We start from the raw sequence: 17,573 nt of genomic DNA, 5'->3' as shown, positions 1-17,573 counted from the left end.
TGCGACGATCGCGTCCTTGTCCGCCGTCGCGATCACGCCGGTCGTCGGCGGGAGACCACACAGCGCGCCCGCATCGAGCCCTGTCTTCGCCGGGTCGTAGACCAGCACCCCCACCAGCTGATAACGGGGATTCTCGATGAGCTCTCGGAGCGCGGCCCGGCCCACGGCGCCGGTCGCCCACTGCACGACTCGAATAACCAATCGGACGCTCCAGGTTGCGGTTTCGCGATGTAAGCCTTCTGGTTCATTCAACCTACATCATGTAGGTTTGCAACCGACAATATGTAGGTTGATGGGCTTATGAGGTGGCACGTGGTGGAGTCGAGGGTTGACGACGACATCGAGCAGCGCATCCGCGAGGCGCAGGAGAAGTTCAACGCCGGCATGGGCGCCGACGGCGACGCGACCCCGTACCCGCTGCTGCGCGAACTGCGGCAGAAGGCGCCCGTTCACCCGGGCTGGCCGGAGATGGGGGTTCCGTGTGACGGACCCGGCGGCAAGAAGACCTTCACCGCGTACTCGTTCGACGCCGTCAAGGCCGTGTTCACCGACAACGTCACGTTCAGCACCCGCGTCTACGAGGATATGGTGCGGCCACTGCAGGGTCCGACGATTCTGGAGATGCAGGAACCCGAGCACGCGACGTACCGCAGGTTGCACGAATTCGCCTTCGCGAAGTCCTCGATGAAGCGCTGGGACACCGAACTCGTCGGGCCCCTCGTGGATCGCACGATCGCGAGGATTCGTGATGGCAAGCGTGCCGATCTGGTGGCCGCGGTGTTCATGCCGATCCCGGTCCGGATCATCGCGGCCCTTCTCGGGTTGCCCGAGTCCGACATCGGGGAGTTTCACCGGCTGGCCATCGACCTGCTCGGCTTTCGCGCCGACATGGAGACCGCCATGAAGGCGTCGGCGGAGATGAAGGAGTACTTCATCGGCGTGCTGGCCGACCGGCGCAAGTCGCCGAAGGACGACATGGTGACGATCCTGTCGCGGGCCGAGATCGACGGCGTCAAAATGTCGGACGAGCAAATCTACGGATTCATGCGCAATCTCCTGCCCGCCGGAGCGGAGACCACGTCGCGATCGACAGCGAGCCTCGCGCTGGCCCTGTTGACCCACACCGACCAACTCGACGCGGTTCGCGCCGACCGCACCCTGTTGCCCCAGGCGATCGAGGAGGGCATCCGGTGGGAGACGCCGCTGCTGAATTTCATCCGGGAGGTCACCACTGACACCGAGTTCTTCGGGCTCGACATCCCGAGGGGATCGACGATGATGGTGAACCTGGGCAGCGCCAATCACGACGAGACGCGCTGGCCGGACCCCGAAACCTTCAATATCTTCCGGGAACGCAAGCCGCACATCGGGTTTGGCCACGGTGCGCACTTGTGCCTGGGGATGCATCTGGCCCGGTTGGAGAGCACCAAGTTCTTCAACGCGCTCTTCGACGAATTGCCGGGGTTGCGGCTCGACCCCGACGCCCCGCCGCCCTATGTGAGCGGCACGATGTTCCGTTCACCGCCCCGTCTCGACGTGGTCTGGGATTGAACGGACCCGACTGACATGACTCGCGTGATCCAATGGGCGACCGGGGTGACCGGAATGATGGCGCTGCGCCACGTGCTGGGCCGCCCAGACCTGGAACTCGTCGCGGTGCGCGTCTACGACCCGGCGAAAGCCGGCGTCGATGCGGGCGCCCTGTGCGGGGCCTCCGAAACGGGGGTGCTCACTTGCGCGGATCGGGATGCCGTGATCGGCACCGACGCCGACGTGGTTCTCTACATGGGCAAGGTGGAAACCGACACGCCCGGCTGCTTCGCCGACGTCTGCGATCTTTTGGCGTCGGGCAAGAACGTGGTGGCCACCGGTAGCCGGTTCGTGCATCCCCGATCGCTGCACGAATCGCTGGCCGACGCAATCGAGAAGGCCTGTCGTGCGGGCGATTCGTCATTCCTTGGGCTCGGCCTCTACCCGGGCTTCGTCGGCGAGTCGCTGGTGCCCATTCTGTCCCGCCTCACCGAGCGCACCGACCGGATCAACGTACGAGAGGTGCTGAACTACTCGACCTACGCCAGCCACGACCTGATCTTCAACGCGATGGGCTTCGGGCATGCGCCGGACGACACCACCCCGCTGCTGACGAACACCGACTACGCGGCAAGCGCGTGGATCGGCAGCGCGACAATCCTGGCGCAGGCCCTCGGGCTCGAGATTCGGTCCGTCGAGGGTTTCCGCGAAGTCGCCACAACGCCGCGACCCCTGACGGTGGCGGCTGGAGAGATCCCCGCGGGCACGGTCGGGGCGATGCGCTTCGGCGTCGTGGTCGACTGCGGTGAGACCACCCTCGCCGTGGAGCATCTCACCAGGATGGCCGACGACCTGGCGCCCGAATGGCCGACCGAGATTGGCTATCAGGTGGCCTTCGAGGGCAAGCCCAACATGAGTCTTCATCTCGTGATCGGCTCGCACGAGGAGGATCACGCCGAGCAAGGCTGCCTGGCCACCGCCATGCACGCCGTCAACGCCATCCCGGCCGTGGTCGCGGCCGAGCCTGGGCTCTACGACCTTTCGACGATCACCCCGTTCGTCGCCCATTGGACCGAGCGTGGTGCCGCGTCCGCCGCGTCGCCGCCTGCGGGAGGCTGAAATTGGTCTCGTTCACCGATCGGGTCGTCCTGGTGACCGGCGGTGCCCGCGGCCTCGGCGAGGCGTATTGCCATGAAATGGCCCGTCGCGGAGCCGCCTTGGTGGTCCACGACAACGGCGCCGAAACCGACGGAAGTGGAGGCGACCCGAAACCGGCTAATGACGTCGCTGCCGCGATCTGCGCCGCGGGGGGACGGGCGGTGGCGTGCGCCTCGGACGCCAGCGCCGAACAAGGGGGGCAGGACGCCGTCGACCTGGCTGTCAGCGAATTCGGACGATTGGACGCGATCGTCGCCAACGCCGGCATCATCCACGACGACGCGTTGCCGGACTGGCCGACCGAACGCTTCGAGGCGCTGCTGCGGCACCACGTGTTGGCCGCCTTTCACGTCATCCGACCGGGTTTCGCGGTGATGCGGGACGCCGGATACGGGCGACTGGTGTTCGTTTCCTCCGCAGCGGGGGTTTTCGGGCAGCCGGGCTTGACCGGATACGCCACGGCCAAGACGGGGATGCTCGGGTTGATGAACGTCGCGGCGCTCGAGGGTGCGGCGCACGGCATACACGCCAACGCCATCATGCCGATGGGCGACACGCGAATGGCCATGGCACTGATGGGGGAGGCCGGCCGCACGGCCGATGCTCGGGCCTTCCTGCAGACGCTGCGGCTCGATCAAGTGGCACCGGTCGTTGCCTACCTCGCGAGCGAGAGCTGCATCCTGACACAAAAGGTCCTGAGCGCTTTCCGTGGACGGGTGGCCGCGCTGCAGATCGGTGTGACCCGTGGCTGGTTCGCCGCCGACGGTGCCTTCGACGCCGAGGGCGTGGCGGCCAATCTCGACCGTATCCTCGACCCATCAGATATCTTCGTGCCCGGCAGTATCTTCGACGAAATGGAATATGTTTTCGCGGCGGCTCCTTCTGAGTCGCAGCCGAATTCCTGACCGAACCGATGCCTTGGCGCAATGATCTTTGGTGTGCGGCTGCGCCGGGCCGGCTCGACGTCAATCCTTGATGACTGTGGGTCCATCACCGAAACCGGTGTAACTGCGTATCAGCGGCAGGTCCGCCATGGTGGCGAAACCCGCGGGGGCGGCACATATCGCCGGTATGGCGTTGACGACCTGTAGCGCAACCGCGACAAGACCCGCCCGGACGTGTTCGGCGACCGACGCCGGCCGCGAGTAGCTGGCCAGGCAGAAGAAGTGCACGCGCATGGACGGGTCGCCTTCGAGCGTGAGGGTCCAGCCGTCATCGGGTGTGGGCCAGTGCTCCGGATACTCGCCGCCGACGGTCCACAGCGTCTCGAATTCGATGATCGGCTCGCCGCGACGATTCCCGACGAAGTTCCACCGCTGACCGGCTGTCGTGCCGGCGCGAACCCGGTAGTCGAAGATCTCGAAGTCCTTGGTGGCGGGCACTGCGTCAACGGTGACCGTGACATCGTCGATGGCAGCGTTCAACGTGTCGGCGATGAACCAGGTCTGCTGGGTGAACAGGGCGGTGTTGAATGTCAGGAACTCGTTGGCCGTCGGGGTGATGTCCTCGGTCGGTCGTCCGAACCACATTCCGTCGAAGGTTATTTCGGTGCTCTCCCAGAGCGACCAGTCTGCGCGCTCCTGCAGACTGAACCTGTCAATCGAGCGACTCATACCCGACAGCGCGAGCGGCAAAACGCCAGATAGGTTGCCCGGGTTGAGGCCGCTCGCGTGGATCGTGCTGTTGCCCTTGCGGCAGGCCGCCAGCAGCCGTCGACGGTCCGCATCGCCGATGCGCTGCGGGTGGAAAAGGAACGAGACGGTCGCAACGTTCTTGCCGCTCTCCAGCAGCGCGCACACGTCGTCGAGACTGGTGAACGACGGCGCGTAGAGCACGAGGTCGGCCTCGATCGCGAGAATGTCCGCGACATCGGTGGTTGCGTTGACGCCGACGGGGTTCCGGCCCACCAGCGTCCCGACGTCGACGCCGTTCTTTGAATCGGAGTAGACCCGCGCTCCCACCAGCTCGAGGTCGGCCCGGTAGTCGAGGATGGTCTTGATCATCTCGGTGCCTACGGCACCGGTTGCCCACTGAATGACTCGAAGACGCCGGGAATTCACGGTCAAGTCTCCACTCCCTTCAGAGCCGGATGGATGGGCGAGGAGGGTCAGATGAAGTCCGATCCGCCGTCGACGTTGACGGTCGCACCCGTCACATAGCCGTTGCGTCGCGACGCCAGATACGTGGTGATGGAGGCGATCTCCTCCGGCAGCCCGGCGCGACCGATATCGCATGGATGGCCGAAGGTCTTCTCGACCCAGCTCATCACGTCCCTGGGATCCGACGAGTCGAGCCCGTCTGCCGCGAGCGCATCCCGCAGAACCTCGGTAAAGCTTGCCGTCACAATGGTTCCCGGACAGACGCAGTTCACAAGAATGCCCTCGGCTCCAAGGCTTTTCGACAAGTTCTTGGTGAAGCTGGACAGCGCCGATTTCGCTGCCGTGTAGGCGACCAGCCGCGGGCTTTGTCGCTGGATGGAGTGCGCGGAGAGGGTGACGATGCGGGCCCACTCGGCTGATCGCAGCATCGGCAGCGCGGCCCGCACGGATCGCACCGCGGACAGGGTGCCGAGATCGAATGCGGCGTGCCAGTCGTCGTCGTTCAGATCGTCGAACGCGCCCGCGTTCGGACCCACGGTGTGCACCAGGACGTTCAGGGTGTCCCACGAATGACCAATGCAGGCAAAGCCCGAAGTGATGGAATCGCCATCGGACATGTCGACGCTGACGGTGAGTACTTCGGGTGCCCCCGCGGCGCGGATTCGCCTGGCGGCCGAATCCAGCGCCGCCCGACCGCGCGCCATGATCGCCACGGAGGCGCCTTCCGCCGCGAGACTCTCGGCGATCGCCAGCCCCATTCCCTTACTGCCGCCGGTCACGACCGCCGTCGCGCCCTCAAAACCAAGATCCATTCAGTCATCCGCCCTTCGCGGTTCGTAGTATCACCGAGTCTTGGTGATCCGCGGGGCAAGATGCACGATCTCGCTGACGACGGTGGGGTTCGCGCGTGAGATGGCGATCAGGGACAGCATGGCGTTGGCCACGTCGTCCACCGTGGACATTTCCTCAGGAATCTGGCCCGCCCGCGCCCAGGCCCGGTATAGATCGGCCAGCAGATCCCGGTCGGCGCCGCGCAGGATCTCGGTGTCACAGGTCGGGCCAACGCTAACCCGGATTACGGCCAGTTCGGGATGCTCGGCGCGCCAGGATCGCAAGATCTCGTCTAGCGCGGCCTTGCTCGCGTGGTAGGCGGCCACGCCGGCGCGGGGGCGACCGACGTCATGGCTGGATGCGACGATGACCGTGGCGTCGTCGGTCAAGTGGGGAAGGGCCGCCCGAAGCACGTGGGAGGCGCCGACGGCATTGACGGCGTATGAATGCAGCCAGGTTTCCACATCGGTGTCTTCGATCAGCACGAAGGGCACCACGGCGCTGGTGAACACCACCGCGTCGAGCTTGCCCAGGTTCGCGGCGACCTCGGCGACGACGGTCTCCACCGCGCGCGGGTCCGAAACGTCCAACTCGTGGGCCGATCCGTGCAGCCGATCGGCCAGGTCCGACAGCAGCTCCACCCGCCGTGCGGCGAGCGCGACGCGAGCCCCCCTGGAGTGGGCGGCAATTGCCAACGCCTGTCCAATGCCGGAGGACGCCCCGATGATCAGCATCCGCGTCCCCGCGATGTTGGAGTGCCGGTCGCTCATAGCCCGCTTTCCTCTGGCCGAATCCGTAACTGAAGGTTAGCCGCTATTCTCGCATGCGAGAATCGATATTCTCGTCGCGGCCGGATCATTTGCGCTTCGGCGACGCAAAACAGGAGGCGGAATGATCGACTTCAACGACAAGGTGGTGCTTGTCACCGGCGGTGGCGCGGGCATCGGGCGCGCCACGGCGCTGGCCTTTGCCGGCCTGGGTGCGTCGGTCGTCGTACTCGAGGTCGACCCGGCGCGGTCGCAGGACCTGCGCAGCGAACTCGGCGATCGGGCGCTCGTGGTGACGGGCGATGCGACCGTCGCGGCCGACGTGTCGGCGCTCGCCGATGCCATCGGCAGCCGCTACGGGCGCCTCGACGCGCTGGTGAACAACGTCGGTCACTTCATGACGCGGCCGACACCTTTCGAGCGGCTCACCGACGAGCAGATCGACGACATATATCGGGTGAATCTCAAGCACATCTTTCTGGTCAGCCGGGCCATGCTGCCGCTGCTGCGTGCCGCCGCCGGCGGCGCGAGCATCACGAACGTCTCGTCGATCGAGGGCTTCCGGGGTATACCGCACTTCGCGGTATACGGAGCCTTCAAGGCGGCGGTGACCGGCTTTACCATGAGCCTCGCCCTCGAGCTTGGCCCGGAGGGCATCCGGGTGAATGCCGTGGCGCCGGAAACCACGGATAGCGCCCAGGTCCCGCTGGACCGCATGATCCACCAATCACAGCGGCACAATATTCCGCGCTGGATTCCGCTGGGCCGCTTCGGAACCCCACAGGACATCGCGGGCTGCGTCTTGTTTCTCGCGAGCCCGCTGGCCGCATGGGTATCGGGGACTGTGGTGCATGCCGATGGCGGTGCGTTGGCCGCCGCGGGGTGGTATCGCGACGACCGTGGCGCGTGGACGAACATGCCCGTCATCAAGGGCAACAGCGCAACACCCGCCGAGGCGGCGGGCTGAAGATGGACCAAGTCGTCCCGAAGTCTTTTTGTCGCTGTCGATAACGCATATTCTCATGGGGCCGGGCTGTAGAGGTTGAAAGGAACATCGGGGTTTGGCATGACGGACGTCGTGGACACCAGCCCCGATTCCGGGTCCTCTCGGCCCATTCGGGTCGGCAGTTCGCCGCCGCTGTCCCGTGCCGGATGGGCGTTGTTCATAGCCGGGTACCTGGTATTCGCGATCGTGACCGTCGCGACGATGCAATCGGGTACGCACGGGGATCCGCGCACCACCAACCCATACCCGGGGCCGGCACCGTATCCGCCGTTCCTCGGGTTCGACGACTGGCCGCTGGTGGTCGCCCTGAGCTCCGTCCCCATGGCCATCGGGCAGATCGCCACGTTGGTGTGGCTCTCGGTAAGACAACGCAAGGTGCATTGGACGGTGGTGATCGCGTTCGCGGGGCTGATCACCGGCGCCCTGGACCCGTTGGCCAACTGGGCGACGTTCGCGATCTTCGACCCGCGGATGTTGCACTTCCCGTTGTCGTGGCCGTACGTGAACATCTCGCCGAACCTGGAACCCGCGCTGTCGTTCCTCGGGGGTTACGCGGCGTACTACTTGTTGACCGGTCTGGGGATTCTGCAGCTGAACAATCGATTCCTCGAGCCCCTGATTCGGCTCATGGGTTGGCTGGCGCGCCATCGGCTTGCCGCGGTCTTTGTCGGCTCGTTCGTGATCGCCGTGCCGCTCAACGGAGTCGTCCAGTTCACCTGGATGAGGTTCGGCATCTTCTACTACACCGAGGCGGTCGGACCGACGCTGCAGATCGGCCACATTCATTTCCCGCTCATCATGGCGGTGTATGACTCGTTCATATTCGCGATGGTGGCGGTGATGTGCGTCCGGGACCAAGGCGGCGAGCTGGTGCTGATAAACCGGATCGCCCGCCGGCTACCGGCGCGACCGGGCCGCGACAAGCTGGCGCTGACGCGCCGGCTCCTCGTGTCGGCCTCGGTGGGGCTCGTATCGTTCGCCGTCCCGCTGGTGGTACTGGCGGGGCTGCGGACCGCCGGACTGTCCAAGCCTGCGTACGAACAGAACCCGTACCCGAACATCAAGGTCTACGATCCCTACGGGCATCTCGAGAGGTCGGGCAAACGGGGACCCTTCTACCAGTGAGCCACACCGAACAAGTAGTTCGAACACGCGTCATCGGGTTGCCGTTGGCCGGCCCAGAGCTCGCCACCCGGATCTCGCGGACCCGAGCATGACGCTGTTCGCGCTGCTGCACGGCGGGCTGCATGATGGCTCGTGCTGGGACGGGGTCGCCGTGGAGCTCGCGCGGCGTGGTCATCGGGTCGTTGCGCCGGATCTGCCGGTCGATGATGAGTCGGCGGGTGCCCTGGAATGGGCGCGGGTGGCGATCGACGCGATCGAGGGAGCCCGAGTCGGTGCCGCGTCCCCCGACATGGTCGAGGACGTCGTCGTTGTGGCACATTCGCTGTCGGGGCTGTGCGCACCGGTCATCGCCACGCTCCACCCGGTGCAAAGAATGGTGTTCGTCGGTGGCCTCCTGCCCGTGCCCGGACAGTCGTTCGCCGACCACCTGGCCGCCAACCCCGATGCGATCTCTTTTCCTGAGCCGCAAGAACAGGGTGAGGGACCGTTCGGCCTGTCTTGGGAGGCGGTGCGGGAAGGCTTCTATCATGACTGCCCAGAAGCGCTGGGGCGCAAAGCGTTCAATGAGTTGCGACACCAATCCTTTACGGTGTTAATCGAACGGTGTCCGATCGACCGCTGGCCCGACACGCCCTCGGACTACGTGCTCATGCGCGATGATCGCGCGGTCGGCGGGTCCTGGGCCCGGCGCAATGCGGCCGGCCGGATCGGCGCTCGGGTCTTCGAGTTGGACGGTGGCCACTCACCGTTTTTCGCCCGACCGGCCGAACTGAGCGCCGTCCTGCTAAGCCTGAGCGACCCCGACATCGACGGAAATCGCCGAAGCCGTGACGAACCGCGATTCGTCTGAGGCCAGCCAAGCAACGGCGTTCGCGATGTCCTCAGGCATCGTCACGGCATTGGGGATGAGTTGCTTGCTGAAGCCGTACTGGGGATGCGAATACGACTCCGCCGCCTCCTGCATCGCTTCGATCATCCGCCCGCTACCCATGGGTGTCGCGACCGATCCGGGATGGAGGCTGTTCACCCGGATGTCGTAACGGCCGAGTTCGACCGCGAATGAGCGGGCGAGGCCGGTAACGCCGTGCTTGCTCGCCGTGTACGCCACCATGAAGGGCTCCACTTTCACCCCCGCCACCGATCCGATCAGAATGATCGACCCGCCACGTCCGCCGGCGATGATGTGCTTCGCTCCGGCCATGACCGTGTTCCAGGTCCCGACCAGGTTGACGTTGACCGTGTCCTGAAAATCGCTGGGGGAGACGCGGTCCCAGGGAGCCGGACAACAGATGCCGGCATTGGCGACGATCACGTCAAGCCTGCCGAGTTCGGCAACAGCCTTATCGACGGCGGCACAGAGGGCGTCATGGTCGCGGGTGTCGACGATCGCCGTGACGGCACGTCTGCCATTCGCCACCACGAGGTCGGCGGTTTGCGCCAGATCATCGGGAGTGGCCGAGTCGTAGGGGACGCTCGGCGGCAGCGGTCCGGCGATATCGACGAGGATGGTGTCGGCGCCGTCGGCGCTCAACCTGGCGGCGTGCGCTCGGCCCTGGCCACGGGCGGCACCGGTGATTAGTACAACCTTGCCGCTCATGTCTGCCACACGGGTACGTTACATCACCGCGCTGGTTCTGAGAACTTCCTTTACTCATTAAGGAGAATTAGTATTCTGCTGCCGATACATAAATGGAGGCGGGGTCGCATGGGCGTACTTGACGGTCAGACGGCATTCATCCTGGGGGCGTCAGCCGGAATTGCCCAGGCGAGCGCCAAGCTGCTCGCCGCTGACGGTGCGGCGCTGTACCTTTTGGGGAGATCGAGCAAGCGCCTGGACGCGGCCCGCGACGGCATCCTCGCCGCGGTCCCGGATGCCGAAATTGTCGTCAAGAAGGGCGATCCCGAAGACGAGGGGACCGTCGCGGCGGCCGCCGAGGCGGCCCATGACCTCAAGGGTCGGCTGGACATCGTCGTGGGCACGGTGGCCACCGGCGGCACCGGACCACTGACTGGGCTCGATCTCGAGACCTTCACCAACTTCGTGATGGGCAATCTGCGGTCAAACTTCTTGGCGCTGCGCTACTCGGCACCGCTGATGACGAACGGCGGGTCGATCGTGTTCATCTCTTCGACGTCGTCGAAGATCCCGATGGAGGGCCTTGGGCACTACTCGGCGGGCAAGGCCGCACTCGAGATGATGATCCGGGTCGCGGCATCAGAGTTGGGCCCTAGGGGAATTCGTGTCAATGCCGTCCGGCCCGGCCTGACCGAGGCGGCCACCACGCAGGGCTACATCCACCTGGAAGAGCTGACCAGCAGCTTCCTCGAACGCGTCCCGTTGGGCCGCCTCGGGGTGTCTGACGATATCGCCCCGGGCGTCCGTTACCTGGCGGGACCCGAGTCGAGTTGGATGACCGGGCAGAGCTTTGCGATCGACGGCGGCAACGAGGTAAGGGGCGCTCCCCGCGGGCCGATGTTCACCGTCTAGCTCACATCCACCGCGTTGCGGGGCGCGGTGATCGGCAGATCCAACGACGTGGCGATGCCCGGTGCCGCATCGATGACGTACGGGATTGCGTTGACCACCCGCATGGCCGTCGCCTGCATGGCATCGTCGTTCGCTGACTGCGCCGTCGGTTCGGTACCGAACCGAAGATCGCAGTGGATGTGCGGCTCGCCCTCGATGACGACGCGGTACGTCCCGTGCGGTGCCGACGCCCACTCGGGTGCCAGATCGGGCGCCATGCGGTTGATGTGTTCGATGGTGATCACCGGGTGGCCGTTGACGATTCCGGTCGTCTCGGCCCGCACCGCCCCACAGGTGCCTGCCGGGATCAACCCGCACGCGACGTGGAGGTCGCGTGGTGTGAGCACGCGCTCGTAGCGTTCTGTCACTTCGTCGAGCTCGACGCCAAGAGCTCGTGCCACCAGACCGATAGGTGGTCCCCAGGCGAACCGCTGTGCGCCCTCCAGTTCGAGCAGTGGCGTGAAGTCCAGCGGACGGCCAAAGCCCATCGCGTCGAACATCGAGTACTCGTTGGGGTAGGCCGAGTAGTCGAAGATCTCCTGCGCGCGGACCGACCGGATGGTGTTGGACAAGGTCGACAGCATGACGGCGAACTGATCACCGGCGAATCCCGGTTCGATACCCGAGGTGTAGATGGTGACGCCGCCGGCGAGCGCCGCCGCTCGTACTTGGTCGGCCAGGTCGGGAATCCATCTGTCGGGAAACATCATCCCCGGTGTGTTGGTCGTAACGACATTGATGCCGGCCTTCAGAAATCGGACATAGTCGGGCACCGCGGCCGCATCCATGTCGGCCCCCAAAGCCGCGTAGACCACGCAGTCGGGCTTGAGTCTGATGATGTCGTCCAGGTCGGCAGTGGTCGTCACACCGATAGGGCCCAGCCCGACAACGTCGCCGGCATCGCGACCCGTCTTTTCGGCGCTGTGCACCCATACACCGACCAGATCGAGGTGTGCGCGCCGGTGGATGGCCCGCAACGCGATGCTTCCGACGCCGCCCGTCGATATTACGGCGACGCGTAAAACCTTCTCTGCCATGCTGGTTACTCCTTTGTCGGCTGCGTCTGGCTACAGATCGGGGATGGGCAGAGAGGAATTCGGACCCTGGAGGCCGCCGTCGACAATGAAGGTCGAGTTCGTCGCATAGCAATCGCGGGTGCACAGGTACAACGTCAGCCGGCCGAGGTCCGCGACGTCACCGATACGATGCAGCGGCGTCAGCTCCTTCAGTTTCTCCTCGGACCCAGGCATCAGGTCGAAGCTGGACTGCAGCCCGGTGGTCATGAATGCGCCCAGGGCGATCGCATTGACGCGGATCTTGGGGGCGAGCTCCTGGGCCATGGCGCGGGTCAGGGCTTCGAGTCCACCCTTGGCCACGGAATAGGGCAGTAATCCCCGGATCCCGAATCGGCCCGCTCCTGACGAGATGTTCACGATCGAGCCCCGGCCCACCGCCAGCATGTGCGGCACGACCAACTGGCTCATGATGAAAGCGGAAGTGACGCAATAATCGAAGGTTTCCCGGAGGTTGTCGTCGGTCAGGCGCAGAAATGGGCCGTAAGTTGCGAAACCGACGTTGTTGACCAGGATGTCGATGCGGCCGAACTTGTCGACCGCGGTCTGGACCACGCGCTCGCTGTCGGAGCGTTGTAGCGCGTCGGCGGTGATTGCGAGTCCTTTGCCGCCCGATTCTTCGATGTCCGTGACCGTCCGCTCCACCTCGGACGTCGTACGCGCCGTACCGACCACCGTGGCGCCCGCTTCCGCAAGGACCTTGGCGATACCCTCGCCGACGCCGCGCCCGGCGCCGGTGACAATCGCCACTTGACCGTCTAGGTTGAACTGCTCGAGTGCCACAAAGCGCCTCTCCGCCAGGACGTGTGGGTGTGCAGCCGCGAATCTACCGCAACGAGAATCGATATTTCCGATAATTGAAATCTCTCTTTATGCGCTCGTAGAGTCTTTGGCATGTCACCCCAGCTGCCGCAGTTGCACCACGTTGTGTTCGCCGTCGCTCTTGAGCGCCTCGACCGCGCTGCCGACTACCTGAGCGCTTTGGGCTTTCAGTTCCAGGCTTTCGAGTTAGAGCGCCTTGGTCTGCAGGTTCGCCTCGACTGGGACCGCGGGTTCGAGCTCATCGCCCCGACCGCCGCGGCACCAACGGATGCCGGTACCGCGGCGGACTTTCTCGCGCGCAACGGTGACGGGCTGTTCTCCGTCATCGTACGCACCGCGGATTGTGCCGCGGGCGAGGACATCGCCGCGAGGTACGGCGTGAAGTCCGACTTCCGGCAGCGGCACGAAGGCGACGGATTCGAACTGACCGAAGTCAAATTGGAGCCGTTGTTCGGCATCCCGTTGACCCTGATGACCACGAATATGCCCGACGGGCAACCGGTTAGCTCGTAGCCGAGCGCAACTGTTCGCTGAGTTGCCGCGCCAGCTCCGGCTTCTTGACTTTGCCGGTCGCGGTGAACGGAAGGTCTCGCTTGGCGGTGACCCAAATGTGCTTGGGAACCTTGTACGCCGACAGCCGGTCGCGCAGTTGCGCTCGCAAAGACTCGGCGTCGAGTGCGGATTCGCCGCGCGGCACCACCGCAGCCGCGACTACCGTTCCGTGTTCAGCGCTCTCCGCTCCGACCACATATGCCTCGAGCACGCCGTCGCAGTCGGCCAGTGCCAGTTCGACTTCGCTGGGTGTGACGTTGGTGCCCCCACCGGTCTTGATCAGGTCGCCCAACCGTCCGGTGAACTTGATCCAACCGTCGTCGTACTCGATGCCGCAGTCGCCCGTTCGGTAGTAGCCGTCCGACGTGAACACGTCCTCGCGCTCGCACTTGTGCAGCCGCTGCATCAACGAGTATCCGCGAACCCATATCTCGCCGGGCGTGCCAATGGGCGCCGGCTGTCCCGTGTCGGGGTCGACGATCAGGTGGTGCAGCCCTTCGATTGGTGGGCCGCCGGTTTCGGACCGATCGGGCGTTTGCGGCAGATAGGGATCGACGCCGAGGTGGTTGCCGCACAGCTCGGTCATTCCCAGGCCGCTGGAGCCCTTGGGTTGATGCCGGGGTGGCACCATCGCGGGCATGCTGGTGCGGTGCACCGAACTCAGATCGCGTGCTGAGAAGTCGGGATGCTCGGACAGCGTCTTACCCTGCTGCGGCCAGCCCAGCGCGATGGTCGCGCGGTGTCGCTCCATCAGCTCCAACGCCTCTGCTGCATCGAACGCGGGCTGAGTGATCAGCGTCGCGCCGTGGTGGATCACCGCGTGCAATCCGGTGATCAGCCCGCCCACCCAGAAGAAGGGCATGGACGTGAACATCACGTCGTCGTGGGTGACGGCGTACATGAAGGTGAGGTTGTAGGTGTGGCGGACCAGCGTTCCCTGGGTGTGCACGGGCCCTTTCGGGTCACCGGTGCTGCCCGAGGTGTAGATGATCATCACCTCGTCGGCCGGGGTCACGCACGACTCCACGTCGACGAGGAAGTCGGCGTCGGCGGCCGGCAGCGCGCCGTCGGCGTGGATCCTCGTCGTCCAGGCCCGATCAGACGGTCCCCACACCGCGACAGTCCGTAGGAAGGGGGCCTTGCGGACCATGATGCGCCCTGGCCGGTCCTGACCGGCGAGACCCGGCAGTGCATCTTCCAGCCGGGTCAAAAAGTCGTGATTGCGGAACCGCGGCCACGCCAAGATTGCGTTCAGGTCCGCATGGCGGGCGGTCCAGGCCAGTTCGGAGGCCTTATAGAAGGTGTTGAGCGGAACAGCGACCGCACCGATGCGTGTGGTGGCAAACCACGCCAGTGCCCAGTCGACGCTGTTGGGCATCAGGATTCCGACGTGGTCGCCCTTGCTGATGCCCTGCGCCAACAGGGCGGCGGCCAGGGCGGCCGAACGGCGGTCGAGATCGGCGTAGGACAATCTCCGCCCGTCGGCGATGAGGAACGGCCTGTCGCCGAAACGGGCTGCGCAAAACCTCACCAGTGCAGGGATCGTGGGCAAGATCGTCGGAAGGGGCATGAGCGCAGAATAGTAGCCTTTCCGAAACCGAGAACAGCGGTTCTCATTAGGCGGTGTGAGCCTACAATACCGCGATGGCCACAGGATTGAAGGGTTCGACCGGCGATGACCGGTTGGACCGAGTGGAGTCGAGCCTCGCGATTAGCCAGTTACCCGGCAAGTATGCAATGGCCCTCGATGCCCGTGATCTCGATGCATTGGTGGCGTTGTTCGTCGACGATGTCGACGCGGGCGCCGAGGGGCGCGGCAGGGATGCGTTGAGGCGCTGGTATGACCGCGTGCTCCGACGGTTCTACCGCAGCATCCACCTGATCTGCGGTCACCAGTTCGACTTCGTCGACGCCGATCATGCGACCGGAGCGATTTACTGCCGCGCCGAACACGAGGACGGCGACGGATGGTATGTGATCACGATGCGCTACGACGACGTCTATGAGCGCCGCGACGGCCAGTGGTGCTTCGTCAAGCGGCGGGAGCATCCCTGGTATTCCGTCGATGTCACCGAGCGCCCCGGTCCCGAGTTCATGCGATGGCCGACCGACGTTCGGTTGCGTGCGGCTATGCCCCAACGGATGCCGACCTGGCGGGCCTTTTGGGCCGACGGTGATCCGGGCTTGCCGGGACGGCTGTCGGCGCGTCCGTAAGCACTTCGGCGCTGCCCCGTTGGCGCCGCCGCGGTTTACAAACTCCCTCGAAACTGACATTCTCGGAATGTGTAAACGAGCATTACCGCCGTTTCCCAACTGTTGGTGCGCTCGCACCCGTACTGCCGTGACCCATGGAGGCCGTCATTTCCGTCGACAAAGTACTCAGCGGTGTTCGCGTGCTGGAGGTTGCCGCGTGGACCTTCGTACCGTCGGCCGGCGCCGTGTTGGCGGAATGGGGTGCCGAGGTCATCAAGGTCGAGCCGCGCGAGGGAGGCGACCCGCAACGCGGCCTCGTGACGATGGGCATCGTCGACGAGGGTGGTGGCGCCGTCAACTACATGATCGAGATACCGAATCGGGGCAAGAAGTCGATCGGCGTCGATCTGAGCACTCCCGGCGGCCAAGACGTCATCCGCAAACTCGCGGCCACCTGCGACGTGTTCCTCACCAGCTACCTACCAAGCCGCCGCAAGAAGATGGGCATCGACGTCGACGACATCAGGGCCGTCAACCCCAACATCGTCTACGTACGCGGGTCGGGCCACGGCCCGAAGGGACCCGACGCCGACAAGCCCGGCTATGACGGCGTCTCTTACTGGGCGCGCGGCGGCATCGCCGCCATGCTCACCGAGGACGCTGAGGAATTGGTGCGTTCACGACCCGCGTTCGGCGACCTGCTCGGCGGAATGACGATCGCTGGGGGTATCGCGGCAGCGCTGTACCGGAAGGCGACCACCGGTCAGGGATCGGTGGTGGATGTCTCCCTCCTCGGGCTTGCGGCTTGGAACCTCAGCCCCGACATCGCAGTGAGCCAGATTCATGGCGGCGGCGCGGTTCCGAGCTGGCGCCACGCCGACGCGCCCAACCCTTTGGTCGGGACCTACCGCACAAAAGATGATCGCCACGTCCAGCTGATGATGTTGCAACTGGACAAGTTCTATGCGGAAGCGATGCGCGTGATCGGCCTACCCGAACTCGTCGATGATGCGCGATTTGCCGAGGCGGCAACGCGATTCGCCAACCGGGCGGAACTCATCTCGCTGACGGACGAAGCGTTTGCCCAACGCACACTCGTCGAATGGCGTGAGGCGCTCGCAGACCTCTCCGGCGCCTGGGGTGTGGTGCAGACACCGGGGGAGGTCTGCCACGACCCGGCGGTGACCGCGAACGGCTATGTCGCGAAGACCGCGACGATGAGCGGAGCGCCTTACTCGTTGCCCACCAACCCCGTCCAATTCGACGAGACGGCCGTCACCCCTTCGGGGGCGCCCGAGCACGGCCAGCACACCGAGGAGGTGCTGATGGAAGCGGGCCTGGACTGGGACACCATCGAAGCCTACAAAGAGGCCGGAGCGATTCTATGACTCCTACTACGCCGTTGCAGGTCTCAGAAGGTAACGTCGAATTCGATCCATTCTCTGAAGATTTCTTCAACGGGGCGTACGACACGTACAGACGCCTGCGCGACAGTGCCCCCGTCTACTACAACCCGAAGTGGGATTTCTGGGCACTGACCCGCTACGACGACGTGGCGCCCGCTACCAAGGACCACGAAACCTATTCGTCGGCAAAGGGTGCGACGCTGGACATGGTTCAGGCGCACGACGACGCGATACCAGTGCCCAAAGTGATCATCTCGATGGACCCACCCGAGCACCAGAAGATGCGCAGGCTGGTGAGCAACGTGTTCACGCCGCGTGCCATCGCGGCGTTGGAAGACATGGTGCGCGAGAAAGTCTACGAACGCATCGACGCGCTCGACCCCTCCTCGTTCGATGTGGTGGCCGATTTCTCGGCGCTGTTCCCGAATGAGGTCATCACCACGATGTTGGGGGTGCCGCCGGACGGTCGCCAGCAGATCCGGCA

17 protein-coding genes and 2 pseudogenes are annotated in these 17,573 nt (G+C 65.0%); 11 read left to right on the top strand and 8 right to left on the bottom strand.

All coding sequences use genetic code 11. From position 1 onward, the window contains the following. Nucleotides 1-186: pseudogene (locus A9X05_RS12895) on the bottom strand (dihydrodipicolinate synthase); the annotation flags it as partial. Between the two features lie 198 nt (nucleotides 187-384). On the opposite strand from A9X05_RS12895, the gene A9X05_RS12890 reads away from it, so the two are divergent. From A9X05_RS12890 to A9X05_RS12880, 3 genes are read left to right on the top strand one after another with little or no spacing between them, the layout of a single operon-like run. Continuing rightward, nucleotides 385-1,551 carry a cytochrome P450 gene (locus A9X05_RS12890; RefSeq protein WP_231978349.1) on the top strand — a complete coding sequence of 389 codons (1,167 nt, stop codon included), beginning with the start codon at nucleotides 385-387 and terminating at the stop codon, nucleotides 1,549-1,551. A 15-nt stretch (nucleotides 1,552-1,566) separates the two neighbouring features. Next, nucleotides 1,567-2,649, top strand: a complete 1,083-nt coding sequence (locus tag A9X05_RS12885) for a dihydrodipicolinate reductase (protein WP_067781801.1) — start codon at nucleotides 1,567-1,569, stop codon at nucleotides 2,647-2,649. A 32-nt stretch (nucleotides 2,650-2,681) separates the two neighbouring features. Further along, nucleotides 2,682-3,593 carry an SDR family NAD(P)-dependent oxidoreductase gene (locus tag A9X05_RS12880; RefSeq protein WP_255369128.1) on the top strand — a complete coding sequence of 304 codons (912 nt, stop codon included), beginning with the start codon at nucleotides 2,682-2,684 and terminating at the stop codon, nucleotides 3,591-3,593. Nucleotides 3,594-3,653: 60 nt separating this feature from the next. On the opposite strand, the gene A9X05_RS12875 is transcribed toward A9X05_RS12880, so the two are convergent. The 3 genes from A9X05_RS12875 to A9X05_RS12865 form a co-directional block, all read right to left on the bottom strand. Further along, nucleotides 3,654-4,691 (bottom strand): dihydrodipicolinate reductase, encoded by a 1,038-nt coding sequence (locus A9X05_RS12875; RefSeq protein ID WP_067781798.1) that lies wholly within the window; start codon nucleotides 4,689-4,691, stop codon nucleotides 3,654-3,656. Nucleotides 4,692-4,795: 104 nt separating this feature from the next. Continuing rightward, a complete protein-coding gene (locus A9X05_RS12870; protein WP_067747595.1) occupies nucleotides 4,796-5,599 on the bottom strand; it encodes an SDR family NAD(P)-dependent oxidoreductase in 804 nt (267 codons plus the stop codon). A gap of 30 nt (nucleotides 5,600-5,629) precedes the next feature. Then, entirely contained in the window at nucleotides 5,630-6,388 is a 759-nt protein-coding gene (locus tag A9X05_RS12865; protein WP_067747597.1) for an SDR family oxidoreductase, read from the bottom strand. Between the two features lie 121 nt (nucleotides 6,389-6,509). Here A9X05_RS12865 and A9X05_RS12860 point away from each other — a divergent pair, with 121 nt between their 5' ends. From A9X05_RS12860 to A9X05_RS12850, 3 genes are all read left to right on the top strand, one after another. Further along, nucleotides 6,510-7,352, top strand: coding sequence for an SDR family NAD(P)-dependent oxidoreductase (locus A9X05_RS12860; protein ID WP_067747599.1), 843 nt, complete (start codon nucleotides 6,510-6,512; stop codon nucleotides 7,350-7,352). A gap of 99 nt (nucleotides 7,353-7,451) precedes the next feature. Further along, nucleotides 7,452-8,516: a spirocyclase AveC family protein gene (locus A9X05_RS12855; RefSeq protein ID WP_067781795.1), complete on the top strand. Its 1,065-nt coding sequence runs from the start codon at nucleotides 7,452-7,454 to the stop codon at nucleotides 8,514-8,516. An 88-nt stretch (nucleotides 8,517-8,604) separates the two neighbouring features. Next, on the top strand, nucleotides 8,605-9,366 hold the full coding sequence (locus A9X05_RS12850; RefSeq protein ID WP_067781793.1) for an alpha/beta fold hydrolase: 762 nt from the start codon (nucleotides 8,605-8,607) through the stop codon (nucleotides 9,364-9,366). Here the strand turns inward: A9X05_RS12850 and A9X05_RS12845 are convergent. After that, nucleotides 9,301-10,113, bottom strand: a complete 813-nt coding sequence (locus A9X05_RS12845) for a mycofactocin-coupled SDR family oxidoreductase (protein ID WP_067781790.1) — start codon at nucleotides 10,111-10,113, stop codon at nucleotides 9,301-9,303. The two genes, A9X05_RS12850 and A9X05_RS12845, sit on opposite strands and share 66 nt — an antisense overlap. Before the next feature lie 108 nt (nucleotides 10,114-10,221). Between A9X05_RS12845 and A9X05_RS12840 the strand changes: the two genes are divergently transcribed. Next, nucleotides 10,222-11,004 (top strand): SDR family NAD(P)-dependent oxidoreductase, encoded by a 783-nt coding sequence (locus tag A9X05_RS12840; protein WP_067747607.1) that lies wholly within the window; start codon nucleotides 10,222-10,224, stop codon nucleotides 11,002-11,004. On the opposite strand, the gene A9X05_RS12835 is transcribed toward A9X05_RS12840, so the two are convergent. Together A9X05_RS12835 and A9X05_RS12830 are read right to left on the bottom strand one after the other, a co-directional pair. Beyond that, nucleotides 11,001-12,080, bottom strand: coding sequence for a dihydrodipicolinate reductase (locus A9X05_RS12835; RefSeq protein ID WP_067781788.1), 1,080 nt, complete (start codon nucleotides 12,078-12,080; stop codon nucleotides 11,001-11,003). The two genes, A9X05_RS12840 and A9X05_RS12835, sit on opposite strands and share 4 nt — an antisense overlap. A 30-nt stretch (nucleotides 12,081-12,110) precedes the next feature. After that, entirely contained in the window at nucleotides 12,111-12,899 is a 789-nt protein-coding gene (locus tag A9X05_RS12830) for an SDR family NAD(P)-dependent oxidoreductase (protein WP_067747611.1), read from the bottom strand. Between the two features lie 111 nt (nucleotides 12,900-13,010). Between A9X05_RS12830 and A9X05_RS12825 the strand changes: the two genes are divergently transcribed. Then, entirely contained in the window at nucleotides 13,011-13,451 is a 441-nt protein-coding gene (locus A9X05_RS12825; protein WP_067747613.1) for a VOC family protein, read from the top strand. Here the strand turns inward: A9X05_RS12825 and A9X05_RS12820 are convergent. Further along, nucleotides 13,441-15,060: a class I adenylate-forming enzyme family protein gene (locus A9X05_RS12820; RefSeq protein WP_067781785.1), complete on the bottom strand. Its 1,620-nt coding sequence runs from the start codon at nucleotides 15,058-15,060 to the stop codon at nucleotides 13,441-13,443. The two genes, A9X05_RS12825 and A9X05_RS12820, sit on opposite strands and share 11 nt — an antisense overlap. Nucleotides 15,061-15,173: 113 nt before the next feature. On the opposite strand from A9X05_RS12820, the gene A9X05_RS12815 reads away from it, so the two are divergent. The 3 genes and pseudogenes from A9X05_RS12815 to A9X05_RS12805 all read left to right on the top strand — a co-directional run. Next, on the top strand, nucleotides 15,174-15,704 hold the full coding sequence (locus A9X05_RS12815; RefSeq protein WP_067747662.1) for a nuclear transport factor 2 family protein: 531 nt from the start codon (nucleotides 15,174-15,176) through the stop codon (nucleotides 15,702-15,704). Between the two features lie 134 nt (nucleotides 15,705-15,838). Further along, nucleotides 15,839-17,071, top strand: coding sequence for a CaiB/BaiF CoA-transferase family protein (locus A9X05_RS12810; protein WP_067781782.1), 1,233 nt, complete (start codon nucleotides 15,839-15,841; stop codon nucleotides 17,069-17,071). Continuing rightward, nucleotides 17,068-17,573, top strand: a pseudogene (locus A9X05_RS12805) (cytochrome P450); the annotation flags it as partial. The gene A9X05_RS12810 and the pseudogene A9X05_RS12805, both read left to right, overlap by 4 nt.

The sequence above is a fragment of the Mycobacterium sp. E3298 genome, assembly GCF_001666895.1.
Lineage (GTDB): Bacteria > Actinomycetota > Actinomycetes > Mycobacteriales > Mycobacteriaceae > Mycobacterium.
Note: the sequence above shows the minus strand (reverse complement) of the source record. Positions and strands in the feature narration are given on the sequence as shown.

What these genes read in the sequence shown, in the direction of transcription:
- A9X05_RS12845 (WP_067781790.1), bottom strand. Translation starts at nt 10,113, where the DNA reads ATGAGCGGCAAGGTTGTACTAATCACCGGTGCCGCCCGTGGCCAGGGC.
- A9X05_RS12865 (WP_067747597.1), bottom strand. Translation starts at nt 6,388, where the DNA reads ATGAGCGACCGGCACTCCAACATCGCGGGGACGCGGATGCTGATCATC.
- A9X05_RS12890 (WP_231978349.1), top strand. Translation starts at nt 385, where the DNA reads ATGGGCGCCGACGGCGACGCGACCCCGTACCCGCTGCTGCGCGAACTG.
- A9X05_RS12840 (WP_067747607.1), top strand. Translation starts at nt 10,222, where the DNA reads ATGGGCGTACTTGACGGTCAGACGGCATTCATCCTGGGGGCGTCAGCC.
- A9X05_RS12835 (WP_067781788.1), bottom strand. Translation starts at nt 12,080, where the DNA reads ATGGCAGAGAAGGTTTTACGCGTCGCCGTAATATCGACGGGCGGCGTC.
- A9X05_RS12820 (WP_067781785.1), bottom strand. Translation starts at nt 15,060, where the DNA reads ATGCCCCTTCCGACGATCTTGCCCACGATCCCTGCACTGGTGAGGTTT.
- A9X05_RS12810 (WP_067781782.1), top strand. Translation starts at nt 15,839, where the DNA reads ATGGAGGCCGTCATTTCCGTCGACAAAGTACTCAGCGGTGTTCGCGTG.
- A9X05_RS12850 (WP_067781793.1), top strand. Translation starts at nt 8,605, where the DNA reads ATGACGCTGTTCGCGCTGCTGCACGGCGGGCTGCATGATGGCTCGTGC.
- A9X05_RS12825 (WP_067747613.1), top strand. Translation starts at nt 13,011, where the DNA reads ATGTCACCCCAGCTGCCGCAGTTGCACCACGTTGTGTTCGCCGTCGCT.
- A9X05_RS12855 (WP_067781795.1), top strand. Translation starts at nt 7,452, where the DNA reads ATGACGGACGTCGTGGACACCAGCCCCGATTCCGGGTCCTCTCGGCCC.
- A9X05_RS12875 (WP_067781798.1), bottom strand. Translation starts at nt 4,691, where the DNA reads ATGATCAAGACCATCCTCGACTACCGGGCCGACCTCGAGCTGGTGGGA.
- A9X05_RS12870 (WP_067747595.1), bottom strand. Translation starts at nt 5,599, where the DNA reads ATGGATCTTGGTTTTGAGGGCGCGACGGCGGTCGTGACCGGCGGCAGT.
- A9X05_RS12860 (WP_067747599.1), top strand. Translation starts at nt 6,510, where the DNA reads ATGATCGACTTCAACGACAAGGTGGTGCTTGTCACCGGCGGTGGCGCG.
- A9X05_RS12885 (WP_067781801.1), top strand. Translation starts at nt 1,567, where the DNA reads ATGACTCGCGTGATCCAATGGGCGACCGGGGTGACCGGAATGATGGCG.